At 71.0% G+C, this 14,928-nt stretch carries 17 protein-coding genes; 5 read left to right on the top strand and 12 right to left on the bottom strand.

Annotated features, from left to right (window positions below):
* Positions 1-24: 24 nt before the first annotated feature.
* Together H9L21_RS06985 and H9L21_RS06980 are read right to left on the bottom strand one after the other, a co-directional pair.
* Positions 25-681 (bottom strand): response regulator, encoded by a 657-nt coding sequence (locus H9L21_RS06985; RefSeq protein WP_187411888.1) that lies wholly within the window; start codon positions 679-681, stop codon positions 25-27.
* Entirely contained in the window at positions 678-1,823 is a 1,146-nt protein-coding gene (locus H9L21_RS06980; protein WP_187411887.1) for a sensor histidine kinase, read from the bottom strand. Before H9L21_RS06980 ends, H9L21_RS06985 begins: the two co-directional genes overlap by 4 nt.
* A 500-nt stretch (positions 1,824-2,323) precedes the next feature.
* Between H9L21_RS06980 and H9L21_RS06975 the strand changes: the two genes are divergently transcribed.
* Together H9L21_RS06975 and H9L21_RS06970 are read left to right on the top strand one after the other, a co-directional pair.
* Complete coding sequence (locus tag H9L21_RS06975) at positions 2,324-2,539, top strand: hypothetical protein (RefSeq protein ID WP_154595127.1); 216 nt, start codon at positions 2,324-2,326, stop codon at positions 2,537-2,539.
* 21 nt (positions 2,540-2,560) lie between these two features.
* Entirely contained in the window at positions 2,561-4,252 is a 1,692-nt protein-coding gene (locus H9L21_RS06970; RefSeq protein ID WP_154595128.1) for a TolB-like translocation protein, read from the top strand.
* Positions 4,253-4,267: 15 nt separating this feature from the next.
* Here H9L21_RS06970 and H9L21_RS06965 read toward each other — a convergent pair whose 3' ends face one another.
* Both H9L21_RS06965 and H9L21_RS06960 read right to left on the bottom strand, forming a co-directional pair.
* A complete protein-coding gene (locus tag H9L21_RS06965; RefSeq protein ID WP_154595129.1) occupies positions 4,268-5,371 on the bottom strand; it encodes a ScyD/ScyE family protein in 1,104 nt (367 codons plus the stop codon).
* A gap of 122 nt (positions 5,372-5,493) precedes the next feature.
* Positions 5,494-6,531 (bottom strand): alcohol dehydrogenase catalytic domain-containing protein, encoded by a 1,038-nt coding sequence (locus tag H9L21_RS06960; protein ID WP_187411886.1) that lies wholly within the window; start codon positions 6,529-6,531, stop codon positions 5,494-5,496.
* Positions 6,532-6,722: 191 nt separating this feature from the next.
* Here H9L21_RS06960 and H9L21_RS06955 point away from each other — a divergent pair, with 191 nt between their 5' ends.
* Positions 6,723-7,424 (top strand): alpha/beta fold hydrolase, encoded by a 702-nt coding sequence (locus H9L21_RS06955; RefSeq protein ID WP_154595130.1) that lies wholly within the window; start codon positions 6,723-6,725, stop codon positions 7,422-7,424.
* Here H9L21_RS06955 and arr read toward each other — a convergent pair.
* Together arr and H9L21_RS06945 are read right to left on the bottom strand one after the other, a co-directional pair.
* A complete protein-coding gene (gene arr, locus H9L21_RS06950; protein WP_369412450.1) occupies positions 7,417-7,833 on the bottom strand; it encodes an NAD(+)--rifampin ADP-ribosyltransferase in 417 nt (138 codons plus the stop codon). The two genes, H9L21_RS06955 and arr, sit on opposite strands and share 8 nt — an antisense overlap.
* A 3-nt stretch (positions 7,834-7,836) precedes the next feature.
* The gene (locus H9L21_RS06945) at positions 7,837-8,316 is read right to left on the bottom strand and encodes a hypothetical protein (protein ID WP_154595131.1); all 480 of its coding nucleotides are present in this window, start codon (positions 8,314-8,316) and stop codon (positions 7,837-7,839) included.
* Between the two features lie 103 nt (positions 8,317-8,419).
* Here H9L21_RS06945 and H9L21_RS06940 point away from each other — a divergent pair, with 103 nt between their 5' ends.
* Complete coding sequence (locus tag H9L21_RS06940; protein ID WP_154595132.1) at positions 8,420-9,559, top strand: HNH endonuclease signature motif containing protein; 1,140 nt, start codon at positions 8,420-8,422, stop codon at positions 9,557-9,559.
* Between the two features lie 20 nt (positions 9,560-9,579).
* Here H9L21_RS06940 and H9L21_RS06935 read toward each other — a convergent pair whose 3' ends face one another.
* The 6 genes from H9L21_RS06935 to H9L21_RS06910 all read right to left on the bottom strand — a co-directional run bounded on the left by H9L21_RS06935 (position 9,580) and on the right by H9L21_RS06910 (position 14,099).
* Positions 9,580-10,023: a DUF6069 family protein gene (locus H9L21_RS06935; protein ID WP_154595133.1), complete on the bottom strand. Its 444-nt coding sequence runs from the start codon at positions 10,021-10,023 to the stop codon at positions 9,580-9,582.
* A complete protein-coding gene (locus tag H9L21_RS06930) occupies positions 10,020-11,003 on the bottom strand; it encodes an RNA polymerase subunit sigma-70 (protein ID WP_154595134.1) in 984 nt (327 codons plus the stop codon). Before H9L21_RS06930 ends, H9L21_RS06935 begins: the two co-directional genes overlap by 4 nt.
* Before the next feature lie 75 nt (positions 11,004-11,078).
* Positions 11,079-11,747 carry an enoyl-CoA hydratase-related protein gene (locus H9L21_RS06925; protein WP_187411884.1) on the bottom strand — a complete coding sequence of 223 codons (669 nt, stop codon included), beginning with the start codon at positions 11,745-11,747 and terminating at the stop codon, positions 11,079-11,081.
* 63 nt (positions 11,748-11,810) lie between these two features.
* The gene (locus tag H9L21_RS06920) at positions 11,811-12,665 is read right to left on the bottom strand and encodes a GNAT family N-acetyltransferase (RefSeq protein WP_154595135.1); all 855 of its coding nucleotides are present in this window, start codon (positions 12,663-12,665) and stop codon (positions 11,811-11,813) included.
* A 4-nt stretch (positions 12,666-12,669) separates the two neighbouring features.
* On the bottom strand, positions 12,670-13,125 hold the full coding sequence (locus tag H9L21_RS06915) for a GNAT family N-acetyltransferase (RefSeq protein ID WP_154595136.1): 456 nt from the start codon (positions 13,123-13,125) through the stop codon (positions 12,670-12,672).
* A 20-nt stretch (positions 13,126-13,145) separates the two neighbouring features.
* Positions 13,146-14,099 carry an NAD(P)-dependent alcohol dehydrogenase gene (locus tag H9L21_RS06910; RefSeq protein WP_154595137.1) on the bottom strand — a complete coding sequence of 318 codons (954 nt, stop codon included), beginning with the start codon at positions 14,097-14,099 and terminating at the stop codon, positions 13,146-13,148.
* 302 nt (positions 14,100-14,401) lie between these two features.
* Here H9L21_RS06910 and H9L21_RS06905 point away from each other — a divergent pair, with 302 nt between their 5' ends.
* The gene (locus H9L21_RS06905) at positions 14,402-14,917 is read left to right on the top strand and encodes a DUF1269 domain-containing protein (RefSeq protein WP_154595138.1); all 516 of its coding nucleotides are present in this window, start codon (positions 14,402-14,404) and stop codon (positions 14,915-14,917) included.
* Positions 14,918-14,928: the final 11 nt, after the last annotated feature.

Raw genomic sequence — 14,928 nt, 5'->3', positions numbered from 1 at the left:
ACGAGGCCGGGCCCCGGGTCTCGCCTACTCCCGGATCCGGCCGGTCTCGTACCCCCACATCGCGACCTCCACCCGATTCCGGGCGCCGAGCTTGGCCATGAGGCTGCCGATGTGGGTCTTCACGGTGCTGAGGCTGATGTGCAGTTCGGCGGCGATCTCGGCGTTGGTGCTGCCGCGCGCGAGGGTGAGCAGCACCTGCTCCTCGCGTTCGGTGAGCGGGTCGATAGGCTGCGCGGGAGGTGCTGCCCGACCCGTGCGCGCGAAGGTCGACAGCAGTCGGCGGGTGATGCTCGGCGAGATGAGCGAGTCCCCTCGGGTGGCCGCCCGGATCGCCTCGCCCAGCAGTTCGGGCCCGGCGTCCTTCAGCAGGAACCCTGTGGCGCCGGCCGCCAGCGCACCGTGCACGTACTCGTCGAGGTCGAAGGTGGTGATCACGACGACCGCGACCGGGTCCACGACGCTCGGCCCGGCCAGGAGGCGGGTCGCCTCGACGCCGTCGAGCACGGGCATCCGGATGTCCATCAGGCACACGTCGGGACGCAGCTCGCGAGCCAGCCGGACCGCCTCCTGGCCGTCGCGCGCCTCCCCCACGACCTCGATGCCCTCCAGGGTGCCGAGGATCAGCCGCAGTCCGGTCCGCACGAGATCCTGGTCGTCGGCGACCAGCACCCGGATGCTCACGCCGGCACCTCCCGCGGCAGGGTGGCGCTGACGACCCAGCCACGATCGGGGCAGGGTCCGGCCTGGCAGGCGCCGCCCAGGAGCAACGCGCGTTCCACCATCCCGGTGAGCCCGAACCCCGCATCAGGCGCGGGGTCGGGTCCTCCCGGGTCACCGTCATCGCGCACGACGAGGCTGACCGTCGTCGGCTCGCCGGCGACGCGCACGTCGACCAGCGTGGCGTTCCGGGCATGCCGCAGGGCGTTGGTGACCGCCTCTTGAGCGATCCGGAAGACCGCGGCGTCGATCGCCGCCGGAAGGGCGACCAGGTCGCCCGAGACCGTGACCTCCACCCGCGGCCCGGCAGGCGAGGCACCGGACAACAGCTCGAGGTCGGCCACACCGCGTTGCGGCGCGTAGTCGACGGGCGCCTCGTTGCGCAGCACGCGGACCATCGTCCGCATCTCGGCCAGGGTTCTCGACGCCTCCACCTCGATCACCTCCAGCGCTTCGAGCGACGCCGACGGACTGGTCGCCGCGAGGACTCGTCCAGCCTGGGCGTGGATGGCGATGGCCGAGACGTGGTGGGCCACCGTGTCGTGCAGCTCCCGCGCCAGCAGGACCCGCTCCTGCGACTTCACCTGTTCCAGCCATCGCTCGCGGGCCCCGTGCTGGGCACGCACGGCCCAGCCCAGGGCGAACGCGGAGAACAGGACGGCGACCCCGCCGATCGCCTCCGCGAACCCGGTCCAGCTGACGACGATGGCCAGGGTGGCCGGAACGGCGATGATCGCCAGCCCCGCCACGACCTCGCGCCCTGAGCCCCAGCGGAACAGGGAGTAGGCCAGCAGCAGGACGAAGAGCAAGGTGTTCACGTCGAGCGCCCGCGCGCCTGCCACGAGCAAGGCGATGTCGGTCAGCGCGATCACACCGAAGACGGTCGCCACCACGGCGAGCGGATGGGTGCGTCGCCACAGCAGCAGCGGCGCCAGTGCGACCACCAGGATCACCGACAGCACCCGTAGCGGCATGTCCGTGCGCAGGACGCCCTCCAGCACCCCAGCGACCACCACGAGCGCCACCAGCGTCCAGTCGCGCCAGAGGTGCACCGGCGGGGCCGGAGGCCGGGGTTCCCCCAGGAAGGAGCGCAACAGGTTGCTCACGCCCTTCAGCGTAGAGATGGAACGCCGTCAGCGGACCGTCCGAAAGTCTGAGGTCGTATCGCTGGACGACCACGCCCGAGGTCGCCGCGCCTCACGCACGACTGAAAGAGCTGGACGCATGGCGTCACATTTCTCGATCGTCTGGACATTTCCTTCCTGAAGGACCCCAGCCGAAGGAGCACCACATGCCCAGTACCGACCTCGACCACCTGCTGCGCCAGACGTCACCGGAGGTGCACGTCCCCCCCTGCCGCGGGTCCCGCCATGGCCGCGACCGCCAGATCGATCACGAAAGGTGAGCGTCGACCGCTGCACTCGACACACCGCGCACGTCGCGTCGTTCTCGCCGGCGGGCTCGCGGCGGTCTGCGCCGGAACGGCGTGGCTGGGCACCACCGACCGGGTTCCACGCCCGAGACCGATGTGGTGCGTGCAACGGGCCTCAGGCTGGTCGCCGAGAAGCTGGCCCCCTCGTCGCTCCCCCTGCCCGATGGAGTGACGATGGACGACGCGACGGCGCACGTCGCCGGCCTGCTCGAGGCGAACCCCGCCCTCGAGTCGAAGGGCTCCTACGTCCTCGACCGCGGCATCGTCGGGTCCGTCGGCTCCCAACTGTCGGTTCCCGCCGAGGAGACGGGAGTCTCGGCCTCCTACGTCCCGGGGCATGGATCCGGGAGAATCGTCCACTGGCTGTACCAAACGTCGGACGGCAGGTGATCGGACCCCTAGCCTTGGCCGGTGACCCGACCTCCGCGCGCCATCAGCGTCCCTCGCCCCTCCATCGCGATCCTCGCCGCGCTCGCCGTCGCCCTCACGTGCCTCATCGCCGTCTCCGCGCCCGCCGAGGCGGCCCCGCAGCGGAAGGTCAGCCTCAAGACGTCGGCGACCACCGTCTACGTCGGCAGCAAGGTCTCGTTGTCGGGCAAGGTCACTCGCACCAAGAAGCGCATCAAGGTCCGAGTCCAGAAGCAGACCGGCAAGAAGTGGCGCACCGTCCGCACGGTGCGCACCAAGCGCACGGGCACCTACAAGCTCTCGATCACGCTCACGGCCGCGGGCCGGACGAAGTTCCGGGTCCTCGCTCCGAAGACCGGCCGACTGCGGGCCAAGGCCTCCAGGACCCGCGCCATCACGGCACGTCCCAGGCCCAAGGCGACGCCGGCACCCAAGCCGCCCGCTCCCCAGCCCCGCACGACGCTGATCAGCCGGTCGCCGTCGGGCGCCGGCGCCGACGGGGGGTCAGGATTTCCGGCCGTCTCGGCGGACGGCACCTGGACCGCCTACGTGTCCGACTCCTCGAACCTGGTGACCGGGGCGACCCAGGCGGCCGGCGACGTCTACGCGACCAACAACACGACAGGCGCCACCGTCCGGGTCAGCCGTCCCCCGAGCGGGGGATACGGATCGGGCCGCTCCGAGGCGCCCTCCATCTCGGCGGACGGACGCTGGATCGCGTACCGGTCGAGAGCCATGGAGATGGCGGCAGGTGGCCGCGGTCCCGACCACTTCCAGGTGTTCCTGTGGGATCGCGAGAACCCTGACGCCACCCAGTTGATCAGCTCGAAGCAGCTGGGCTGGTCGTCGAGTCACGAGTCGGGAGTGCCCTCCATCTCCGATGACGGCAACCGCGTCGTGTGGAGCACCTCGGCCACCAACCTCGTCGATGACGACACCCAGAGCCGGTCGAACGCGTTCCTGTGGACGCGCGGTGAAGGCGTCACCCTGCTGACGCGCGCGGCGGGCGGTGGCAGCGCCGACGGGGACTCGGTCAACCCGGTGATCTCCGGCAACGGCCGGTTCGTCGCCTTCACCTCGGCGGCGACCAACCTCATGGCGACGGAGAGCTCCTCGACCCCCTCGGCCTACGTGATCGACCTGTCCGCTGCGACGACGCGCCCCATCCTGGTCTCGCGGGCCGCCACGGGTGGCCAACCCGACGGGGAGTCCGCGGCAGAGTCGCTCTCCGACGACGGTCGCTTCATCACCTTCAGCAGCAGCGCCGACGACATCTCAGCAGGTCACACGGGCGGACACCACGACGTCTTCGTGTGGGACCGGCTGGCTCCCTCCACGGCGGCCGTCCTGGTCTCCCGGCGGATGGGCGGCGGAGCGGCTGACGAACGGTCGAGGCATGGCGACATCTCGGGCGACGGACGCTACGTCTCGTACGTCAGCTGGGCCAGCGACATCGCCCCCGGCGACGAGAACGGGGCCAGCGACATCTTCCTCTGGGACCGCACCTCGCCCGCCGCCGCCTCGTCACTGATCAGCGCGGGCGCCGCGGGGATGGCGGGCAACCAGCAGTCCGGCTGGTACGCCCGCACCTCCCGCAACGGCCGCCACATCGTCTACACCAGCTACGCGACCGACCTGGTCAGCGGTGACGGCAACCGACGCGAGGACGTCTTCCTCTGGGACCGCCTGCGCTGAGTCGGTGAGGTCCTGTCATCGGAACGCTCGCGGGCTCAGCGCCACGATCTGGCCGGTGCCGAACTGGCCGAAGAAGCTGCCTAGCGACCAGGCGGTGGAGTAGAGCTTCCCACCCGTCCAGACGATGCCGGTCGGCGTCGTGATCTGCGCGTAGGTGCGCTGACCGCGCGGGCTGACCTTCACGACCTGACCCACGGTCGAGGGATCGAAGTCCGGACCCGGCTCCGATGTCGGCTGGCCCTCGAGCGCCTCGGACACGTAGACGGTTCCGTCGGGAGCGACCGCGACACCGGTCGGCGACGTGAAGCCGCTGATGACCCGATTGACGGTGCCTCGACGCGCGTCCAGGACGTAGACCCGACCCTGGCCGGGTGCCTCACCCGAGAGCGTCGAGACGTAGAGCGTGTTGCGAGGTCCGTACGCCAGGCCCGTCGGCACGGGGTCACAGCCCGTCGAGGCGGCGTCGTTGTTCGGCCGGCCCGCGCACGCACCGGTCGTGACGACCGGCGGGACGAAGAACGTCGACACCCGTCCACTCGCACTGACGCGCAGCACGACGTTCGCACCGCCATCGGCCACCAGGACTCCCCCGCCCCGGGCGGCGAGCAGGCTGAACGGGTTGGACAGCGCATCGAGCGGCGCCCCGTCGGGTCCGAACTGCGTCTGACCGTCGGGGTTGTTCCTCAGCTCGTACGCGAGCAGGTCGGCGAACTGGCTGACCCGGCCCTTCGACGCCACCAGCACCGAGGACCCGGGATACGGCGACGGCGGCCGCGGCGGAGCATCCGGAGGTCCGCCCGCCTCGGCGGTCGCGATGAGCACCTTGTTGCCGATCCGCACCGCGCCCGCCGCGGCACCTTCGCCCAGGCCGCTGACGAGCGTCCTCACGGAGCCGCGCCGGTGTCGGTTGATCGCGACCACGCGACCGGCGTCGGCCTCGGTGACGATCAGATCTCGACCCGACGACGAGACCTGATAGGGACCGGCCAAGCCGCTGGCGACGACGGTGACGGGAGCAGGCGGGCGGTGCTTGCCGTGGGCTGACGCCGAGGGAGCCAGCCCCAGGGCCACGCCGGCTGCGATGCCGATGGCGGTGATCGTTCTGAAGGTGGTGCGCATCTCGAACACTCCGGTTCCAGAGGGGTTCCCGAGACGTGGACCCCATCACCGTAGGCAGGGTCGGGCCGCGCCCGGGACCGCTCATCCGAGGGGTTCGGGCGGGTTCGTCGGACCTAGTTCCCTCAGCGACGCGGGTCGATGATGGTCATCCCCGCGACCGTCGCCCCGTCGAAGACCGGCAGCAGCTCCGCCGCCTCGGCGAGCCCGATCGTGCGCTCGATCAGACGGTCGGGCCGCAGCGCACCGGACTCGATCAGCGCCATCATCCCCGGGTAGTCCGCCGCGGCCATGCCGTGACTGCCGAGCACGTCCAGCTCCCAGCCGATCACGCGACCCATCGGCACGCGCGGGTTCCCGTCAAGCGCCGGCAGCAGACCCACCTGGGCCAGGCGTCCACGGCGACGCAGGCTGAGGATCGCGTCGGCGCAGGTCTGCTCGCTGCCCACCGCGTCCACGGCGACGTGGCTGCCGCCGGTGAGCTCGGTGACCGCTGCGGGGATGTCGCGCCCGTCGGCCAGGACCGTGTGCTCGGCACCGAGCTCGGCGGCGACGGCGAGTGCCTCGGCGTTCCGATCCACCGCGATCACCCGGGCACCCAGAGCGCGGGCGATCATGACCGAGCTCAGTCCCACTCCCCCGGCGCCGATCACCGTGACCCACTCACCCTCGGCGACGCGGACCCGGCCGACGAGCGCCCGGTACGCGGTGGCGAAACGGCAGCCCAGACTGGCGGCCGTCGCGAAGTCGACCGACTCGGGGATCGCCACCAGGTTGGTGTCGGCGGCGTGGACCACGACGTACTCGGCGAACGAGCCCCAGTACGTGAAGCCCGGCTGCTCCTGGTCCGGGCACACCTGCGCGTCCCCGGCCAGGCACCACTCGCACGTGCCGCAGCCGGCCACGAACGGGACCGTGACCCGGTCGCCGACCTTCCACTGCGTGACGCCGGCACCGACCTCGCTGATCTCTCCGGCCAGCTCGTGACCCGGCACGTGAGGGAAGGCGACACCGTCGTCGTGGCCGGCCCACGCATGCCAGTCGCTGCGGCACAGCCCCGTGGCGACCACGCGGACGACGACGCCACCGGCGGGAGCCACGGGCGCGGGAACGTCACGGATCTCCGGCTGGGAACGAACCGAATCGAGGACGAGAGCGCGCACGGCGACATCCTCTCAGGCGCGCGGTCCACTCAGTCCGGAACGGCGACCAGGCTCTCGAGCGAGGTGGGGTGCGGCCACCGATCCGCTCGACGACATCGGTCACCCGAGCAAACTTGCCGAGCCGGATCGAGGTGGTCGGGGGTGGCCGTCGTCCACAGTAATCAGCGCTCCTCGCGGCCTAGGCTGGCCGCGTGGCGGAACTCGACGGGATCTGGTGGACGGCCACGGGCGACGGGCCCGCGGTCGTGGTGCCTCGGCTGAACGTCGACTGGAACACGGTCGATCTCTCGGCACTGACCGACCGCTTCCGCGTGGTGACCGTGGCGCCGCGAGGGTTCGGTCCGAGCTCGCGTCCGGGTCGGTACGACATGGACGGATTCGTCGGCGACGTCGAACGGGTCGTGGACCACGTGGGCATCGACTCCTACGCCACGTTCGGCTACTCGATGAACGGGGTGATGGCGGCCCGTCTCGCACTGAACAGCCTTCGCGTCACGGCGGTGGCGTGCGGCGGCTTTCCGCTCACGGCGGACCTCGCCGGCATGGGCGAGCGGGCTCGCGCACGCAACGATGACGCTCGGCGCGACCCGGACGCATGGGCGGACGTGCTGGCCACCTACGATCCGATCGCCGCCGAGGTCTTCTGGGATGAGGTCGCCAGGCTGCCGCTGGCCGCGCTGGCGGACCTCGGCCGGCCACTTCACGCCTGGTGGGGTGCCGACGACACCCTCGTGGCGTCACTCCTGTCCCCCGCCGAGTTCCGCCGCGACCTGGACGCGCGCCGGATTCCGTACGCGGTCGTGCCCGGGCTCGATCACGACGCGATGCTGCGGCGGCTCGACCTGGTCCTGCCCTCGATCGCCGACTGGTTCGCCGCGAGCTCGCTCAGTTGATGATCTCGTCGGTCCCCTCGGCGCGGAGCGCTGCGATTCGGTCGCGCCAGTCCTGGAGACCTTCGGGAGTCAGCCGCGGCCAGTCGAGCACCTCGCGGACGACGCGCAGCGGCTCGGTGCTGCGGTAGGACCTCGTCGGGTTGCCGGGGAACTTCTTGTCGGTGACGTTCGGGTCGTTCTCGAAGTCGCCGGTCGGCTCGACCTCGTAGACGCGTGGCTCGCCGTCGCCCGCCGCCAACTCGGCCGCGAGACCCGCGCCGGCCAGCAGTGCCGAGAAGTAGATGTGGTTCATGACCACCTCGGGCCGGTAGTTCGACCGGAAGCCCGCAGTGAGGATGTCACCCACGCGCAGGTCTGCTTTCGTCCCGTGGAAGAACGGCCCCTCGTCCAGAATCTCGCTCACGGCCACAGACTAGGCGTCCTCCTCGATCGCGTCATGCACCACGAAATGCCAGGCGAGCGCATGCCCGAGTGCGACCAGGACGACCAGCAGCAGCGCCTCGACCTGGATGGGCCGCAGGTCCAGGACGTCGGAGGAGGCGGGAAACACGCCCAGGAGCGCCACCAGCACGTAGACGGCGGCGGCCCCGGCACGGATACCGGTGACGGCGGGCTTCGCATCGGTGGCGAGCAGGCGAATCGTGGCCACGCACCCGACCACCGAGATGATGATGAAGCTGATCCGCCAGACCAGCGGCTCCTCGACTCCGCCGACCTGCGCGAACAGGCCCATCAGCGCCGGGAGCAGGAAGGCCAGGTAGACCCCGCCGATCGCCCGTCGGCGCGCCGGCTCGGCGACCCACCGCGTGTCGCGCAACGTGACGCCCCACCACAGCCCCACGAGGGCGAAGCAGGTCGCGGAGAACACCGCGTAGAACGTGCTGACATCCATCGCGACCTCCTCCGGGATGGAGAGCAGGTCGTCCCGTCGGTGATGCGCGGCCTCCCTGCACGGGCCTCGAGGAAGTGTCAGTGGCGCCCACTACGTTGGGTGCATGAGCTCGAGTCAGGCAGTGGTCACCGGTGACGCGGTCCGTCGTGCCCGGGCGATCGCGGAGTTCGAGGAGTGGGACTTCGTCGCGCGGCACCACGGCCGGCGCGTCGCTGAGATCGATCGCTCCGACGACATCGTGCTGTCCAAGGAGCTCGCTCGGCGCGAGGTCACCCTGGAGTTGGCCCAGGCACTGCACGTGACCGAGCACCAGGTCTGGGCGATGGTGCGTGAAGCAGCCACGCTCCAGCGCAAGACCCCGGCGATCTGGCGCGCGTTCGCCGCCGGGGACATCGACGGCGTCCGGGTCACCGCGATCGCCGACACCGCCGACCGGCTCGTCACGCCCGAGGCGTGGGCCCAGTTGGAGCAGACCGCACCGGCCTACGCCGCCGCCCACACCATCGCCGAGCTCCGGGCGTGGTTGCGCCGGCTGCGCCGCCGGCTCGAACCCGACGTCGCCGACGCCGAGACCGCCCGCGCTGTCGAGGACCGGCGCGTCACCATCACCCACAACGACGACGGCACCAGCTGGCTCAACGCCCTGCTGCCCACCGGGGTCGCGATCGTCATCGCCGACCGGCTGCGTCGTACCGCCCGGGCCCTGCCCGTCATCGACCCCGAGACCGGCGAGAAGGATCACCGCACCCGCGAGCAGAAGCAGGCCGACGTCCTCGCCCACTGGCTCACGTCCAGTACCGGAACCTCGACCGACATCCGTGCCGAGATCGCCATCAGCATCGCCGCCACCGACCTACTCGGGCACACCAACGGCCCCGGCGTCACCCTCGACGGCGAACCTGTCCCGGCCGACTGGGTCCGCGAGCTGGCCGCGAGTGAGCACGCCGTCCTCCGGCGGTTGGTCCTCGATCCGGTCGGCCACGTCCTGGACACGGAGGTCCTCACCTATCGACCACCCGAGTCCCTCCGACAAGCACTCCGCTGGAGAGACGGCAGCTGCCGCGTCGCCGGATGCCGAGCCCCGGTCCACGACACCGACCTCGACCACCACATCCCCTACGGCCACGGCGGCAGAACCACCGGAGCCAATCTGCGGTGCCTGTGCCGCAAGCACCACAACATGAAGTCCCACGGTCACCTGGACGACCGGCACCTCGACGCGCCTGCGCGCTGGACCGAGTGAGTCAACGCTGGTCGGCGGCCTCATCGTCGACTGGCTGCAGCGCGCGGGCTGACGCTGGACACCCGCAGGGTGCGGGCGAGCGTCGGGATCACCACCGCCGCGGCGGCAAGGTGCAACACGACGAGCACGAGGGAAGTCTCGGCGCTCGCCCCCACGACGAACGGCGGAACGAGGGACGCCACCGCCAGCGGGACGGTGATCGCCACGAAGCGCTGCGCGGGACGATCGCTCCACCGTCCTGCGGCCAGCGCGACGCCCACCCCGATCAGGGAGAAGAACGACGTCACGGTCGCGAACGCGCCGGTGGGGATCGCGTCGCCGCCGGCGGGGATCTCGAACTCGACACCGGCCCTCTTCGCCAGGGCTCCGAGCGTCGTCGTGACCACCGCGGCGGCGACCGTCGCGAGGACACCCATGACCGCCACGCGACCCAGGCGGGGACGGCCCGCGGTCAGGGCGCTCATGCGTCCGCCTCCAGCCGGTCGGGCAGACCCAGCTGCGGGAACCGGTCGCCGTGGAAGATGAAGATCTCGGTGATCTCCCCGCCCTCGATCCGCAGGGCGTCCAGCGTCAGCGGCAGGTAGGCCTGCTCCTCGTCCTGCCAGATGTACGCGGCCAGGGCGGGCTGCCGGTTCACCGCGGTCGGCAGGACCCGCAGTCCGGTCATGGTCTCGAAACCGTCCTGCACCCAGTCGGCGACCACCGTGTCGCGGCCGACGTGCAGACCCGGCGTGGGCGGCATGGAGAAGCGGACGTCGTCGCTGAGCATCGCGGCGAGCGCGTCGATGTCGGCGGCGATGCTCGCCTCGGTGTAGCGCCGCACCAGCTCACGGGTGGCGACGTCCTCCTCGCCTCCCGTCCAGTCCTGTCGCTCGGCCGGCAGATGCTCGCGCATCGCCGCCCGCCCACGCTGCAGCGCACTGTTGACCGAGTTCACCGAGTCCCCCAGCAGCTCGGCCACCTGCTTCGCGGGCCAGCCGATCACGTCGCGCAGGATCAGCGCCGCCCGTGGCCGGGGCGCGAGGTGCTGCAACGCGACGACGTATGCCAGCTCGATGGTCTCGCGCGCGAGCGCCGCCGCCTCGGGTCCGTTCTCGTCGGCGCGGAGCTCGTCCAGCAACCGGTCCGGGTACGGCTGGAGCCACACCACCTCACCACCGGTCGCCGGGGCGGGACGTCGCTTCGCCAGCAGGTCCAGGCAGGTGTTCGTCGCGATCTTGTAGAGCCACGCCCGGAACGTCGAGCGCCCCTCGAAGGTCGCGCGCCGCCGCCACGCCCGCAGGAACGTCTCCTGCACCGCGTCCTCGGCATCCTCGAACGAGCCGAGCATCCGGTAGCAGTGCACGTGCAGCTCGCGCCGGTGCGGCTCCGTCATCGCGGAGAACGTCGGCTCCTCGACCCCGGTCATGTCGCCCCGCTCCCCCACTCGTGTGTTCACACTCATGGTCATCCTCTTCCGTCGGTTCGTGTCCTGTCACACGTATGACGGTCGGGAGCTCAGGAACTCATCACTCGAGGCTCAGTGGTCGCGCAGGACCTTCAGCGTCTCCTCGTACATGCGGGCCTTGATCGTGCCGAGCGTCTCGCCGGCCTTGCCGGCGTTCGCCGTGGCGATCTCGAGTGCCGTCGGCAGCACCGCGTCTTCCGAGACCGCCCGGTCGACGATCGCGAGGTCACGCGCATCGGCACCGCCGTAGCGGCGACCCGTCGTCATGGACTCGTGGGCGACCTGCGGCGCGAGGCGCGACGTGATGAGCGCGTTCATGCCCGGCGTGAACGGGATGTGGATGTCGACCTCGGGCAGGCACCAGAAGCCGCGGTCGTCGCGCATCACCCGGAAGTCGTGGGCCAGCGTCAGCATCGCGCCGGCGGCGAACGCGTGACCCTGGACGGCAGCGACGGTGATCAGGGGCAGGGCCAGCACCCGCGCGAACAGGCCCTCCACGGCCGCGACGTACTCGCCCATCTGCTCGGCATGGCTGCCCAGCCAGTCGAGGTCGAGGCCGTTGGAGAAGAACTTGCCGGTCGCCGTGGTGACGAGCGCCTTGGCGCCGTCGGCCTGCTCGACCTCATCGAGGGCGGCATCGACCGCGGCGATCCAGTCGGGGTGGAAGCGGTTCTCTCCGTCACCGAGGTTCAGGACGAAGACGTCGTCACGGCGGTCGAGCTGGGGGGCGGCTTGGCTCACATCGGGTCCTTCGGTCGGCGGCGCGATCACCCACGAGTGTGCCGCAGCCCTGCGCGGTTCGGCCTACCGGGCGTGGACGATCCGCACCCGCGTCGTCTCGAACCCGGCGCGCCCGAAGGCGGCGGCCATCGGAGCGTTCGCGGCGTCGGTCGTTCCCACGATGCGCTGCTCCCCGTCGTCGTGGTGCAGGTGGACCATCTGCGCCAGCAGCTCGTCCACGAACCCGCGCCCGCGGTGCTCCGGCAGGACACCGAGGTAGCTGATGCTGGCGTCGTAGGCCGTCCTGGTCGCGATCGTGAAGCCGACCGTCGTGCCGTCGGCGAGAGTCGCGATCCGCCAGGCGTCGCGGCTGCCCGGCAGGGAGAGGTAGAACTGCAGATCGTCGTCGGCCAGCGCATCGACGCCCTGCTCCGCCACCATCGCGAGGGTGTGGGCATCGAGGCTGCCCGGCGCGACCGCCGCGAACAGGGTTCGGAACTCGTCGTCGGTCCCGGGCCGGAAGCCGAGCCGCCGAGGCCGCTGCGGACGCGGCGTCGCGGCCGGGTTCTGCGTCCACCGGACGTCGACGTCGACGTTGAACTCCAACTCCGGGCCGGCCCCGAAGTCGGCGATCCCGGCACGGATCAGCGCGGCGCCGACCTCGTCGGGACGGGGCTCGGACTCCGCGACGAGGAGGCAGTCGAGAGTCACCGGGCGCTCGGCATTCTCGCTCCCCCACCACAGGGCGCGGCCGACCGGGCGGTCACCGCGCTCAGCGATCCACGACCACTCGTACCGGTAGTTCCGTGTCCCCAGCTCGGCTGAGAGACGGGCTCGGTCGACCCACTCCACCGGTTCCCTGCTCGACCACGCTTCGAGCGTGGGCTGGTCATCGTGCCGGGCCGGCCGGACCGTGAGAGCGCTGACGTCGCCGGTCACCGCGTCAGGCCCGCGGCCGGCGCAGCACGATCTCGTCGTCCTCCATCTCGCCAGTCTCCACGAACCCGAGCGACCGGTACAGACCGATCGCGGCCTGATTGTCCGGCGACACGGACAGGGCGGCCTCCCGGTACGGGGTACCGGACAGGGACGGCTCCTCGCGCTCCCACAGATCGAGCAGCGCCTGAACGGTCGCTCGACCCAGGCCACGGCGCTGGTGCTCGGAGTCGATGACGAGGCCGCCGATCCAGTGGCTGCCGTCATCGGGGTCCACGGCCCACATCACGTGTCCGACAGTCGCGCCGTCGGCTTCGACGGCGTAGGAGCGCCACAGGTCGCCGTACGCCGACAGGCACAGGTAGTACGTCGAGTCGGCCACCCACTCGCGCTGTCCCGCCGCGGCTCGGACGCGAGCGATGGCGCGCCAGTTGTCTGCGTTGGCGGGAGTCAGGACAACCATGCGCCCATTGTCCCCGGAGCTCACGGCACGACGACGACCTTGCCTCGGGCACGCCCCTCGCCGACGTGGGCCAGGGCGTCCGCGACCTGCTCGAGGGAGAAGACCCGTTCGGTGTGGGTGTTCAGTTCACCGCTTGCCACGAGTGCGCTGATCGGCTCGAAGAAGGCGGGTCCCTGCTTGACGGCGAGGACGCCGAGGGAACGGCCGGTGACCGCACCGGCCACCGCGCCGACGGTGAGCACGCCCAGGAGCGTGCCCACCGAGCCGCCCACGCAGCGGTAGGTCCCACCGCGTGAGAGCGCGCGGCGGTACGCCAGCGGCGACCGATGGGCGACCAGATCGAGGACGACGTCGTAGGGCTGGGACGTCCGGGTGAAGTCCTCGTGCTCGTAGTCGATGACCTCGTCGGCGCCCAGCGAGCGCATGAACTCCTGTTTCGTCCCGTGGTCGACGGCCGTGACGTGGGCACCGCGCCGCTTCGCGAGCTGGATCGCGAACGAGCCCGACCCGCCTCCGGCTCCGTTGATCAGCACCCGCGCACCGGGTCCCACCTTCTCGGTGCCCTGCCAGGCGATGGCACCGGCCTGCGGGATCGTGGACGCCTCCGCGAAGCCGAGGCCGTCCGGCACCTGGGCCAGCGCGGACTCCGGGGCGACTGCGTACTCGGCGAAGCCGCCCTTGAGCGCCAGGTTGTCGCCGTACACCTGATCCCCGGGCCGGAAGCGGGTCACGCTCTCGCCCACCCGCTCGACGACACCGGCGATGTCCGACCCGAGTGTCCTGCGCGCCGGACGGCGCAGGCCACCGAGCCGCGCATAGATCGGCGAACCCGTGAGGCACTCCCAGTCGCTCAGGTTCACCGATGTCGCCTCGACCCGGACGAGCACCTGGTCCGACGATGGAGACGGCACGGGCACGTCCTGCACCTGGAGCTGATCCGGTCCGCCGTACCGGTCGTACACCGCAGCTCTCATGCGCGCCATCATCCCCTGCGCGCGAGCATCCCACCAGGAATCGGCCCGAGCTTCGCGAAGCGCTCGTCTCTCCCCCAGCTCGGCCAGGGCCAGGGCGCACGCTGGCCGGCTTCACCCCGATCCTGTGGGCGCTGCGGCGGGGAGGCGGCAGCCCATCACCCGACTTACCGTCGAAGGAGGCGGATGGTCTGGCTGACCTCACATCGGCACGGCGCTCCTCCGTCGATCTCATCGGCCGAGCAGCCGCCCGGTCGACATCTCGAGGTGGTCCAACAGACGTCCACCGCCCATGGGGGCCCAGCATGTCAGAGCACAACTACACCCTGTTCGTCGCGACGTACGACGACACCGCATCCGCAGCCGACGACTTCGAGGCGATCAAGGACACCGACGACCTGGTCGTGGCCGGCGTCGTGCTGTCGCGCGACGCGTCGGGGCAGACGAAGGTCGAGGAACACGGCGGCCGCGTGGTCGCCGCGGGCACCACCGTCGGCGCCGTCGGCGGCCTCGTGGTCGGGCTCTTCGCGCCGCACCTGCTGCTGTCCGGCGTGATCGGTGCCGCCATCGGCGCCGGCGCGGGCGCCATCGCGAAGCGACATGAGGAGAAGAAGATCGGCGTGGACGCCGAGGAATGGCTGCCGCCGGGCTCCTCGGCGTTGGTGGCCGTCGTCGACGACCTCTACCTGGACCGCGTCGACAAGGCGGTCAAGAAGGCGGCCAAGAAGATCGACAAGGCCATCGACAAGGGCGACTACGACGCCGTCGTGAAGGCCGTGAACGAGGGCGACGAGAAGGTCTTCGAAGCCGTCACGCACTGACGGACGCGGAA

The sequence above is a fragment of the Aeromicrobium senzhongii genome (genome assembly GCF_014334735.1).
Taxonomy (GTDB): domain Bacteria; phylum Actinomycetota; class Actinomycetes; order Propionibacteriales; family Nocardioidaceae; genus Aeromicrobium; species Aeromicrobium senzhongii.
Note: the sequence above shows the minus strand (reverse complement) of the source record. Positions and strands in the feature narration are given on the sequence as shown.

What these genes read in the sequence shown, in the direction of transcription:
- H9L21_RS06910 (WP_154595137.1), bottom strand. Translation starts at nt 14,099, where the DNA reads ATGAGAGCTGCGGTGTACGACCGGTACGGCGGACCGGATCAGCTCCAG.
- H9L21_RS06965 (WP_154595129.1), bottom strand. Translation starts at nt 5,371, where the DNA reads ATGCGCACCACCTTCAGAACGATCACCGCCATCGGCATCGCAGCCGGC.
- H9L21_RS06940 (WP_154595132.1), top strand. Translation starts at nt 8,420, where the DNA reads ATGAGCTCGAGTCAGGCAGTGGTCACCGGTGACGCGGTCCGTCGTGCC.
- H9L21_RS06915 (WP_154595136.1), bottom strand. Translation starts at nt 13,125, where the DNA reads ATGGTTGTCCTGACTCCCGCCAACGCAGACAACTGGCGCGCCATCGCT.
- H9L21_RS06905 (WP_154595138.1), top strand. Translation starts at nt 14,402, where the DNA reads ATGTCAGAGCACAACTACACCCTGTTCGTCGCGACGTACGACGACACC.
- H9L21_RS06975 (WP_154595127.1), top strand. Translation starts at nt 2,324, where the DNA reads ATGGACGACGCGACGGCGCACGTCGCCGGCCTGCTCGAGGCGAACCCC.
- H9L21_RS06935 (WP_154595133.1), bottom strand. Translation starts at nt 10,023, where the DNA reads ATGAGCGCCCTGACCGCGGGCCGTCCCCGCCTGGGTCGCGTGGCGGTC.
- H9L21_RS06930 (WP_154595134.1), bottom strand. Translation starts at nt 11,003, where the DNA reads ATGAGTGTGAACACACGAGTGGGGGAGCGGGGCGACATGACCGGGGTC.
- H9L21_RS06945 (WP_154595131.1), bottom strand. Translation starts at nt 8,316, where the DNA reads ATGGATGTCAGCACGTTCTACGCGGTGTTCTCCGCGACCTGCTTCGCC.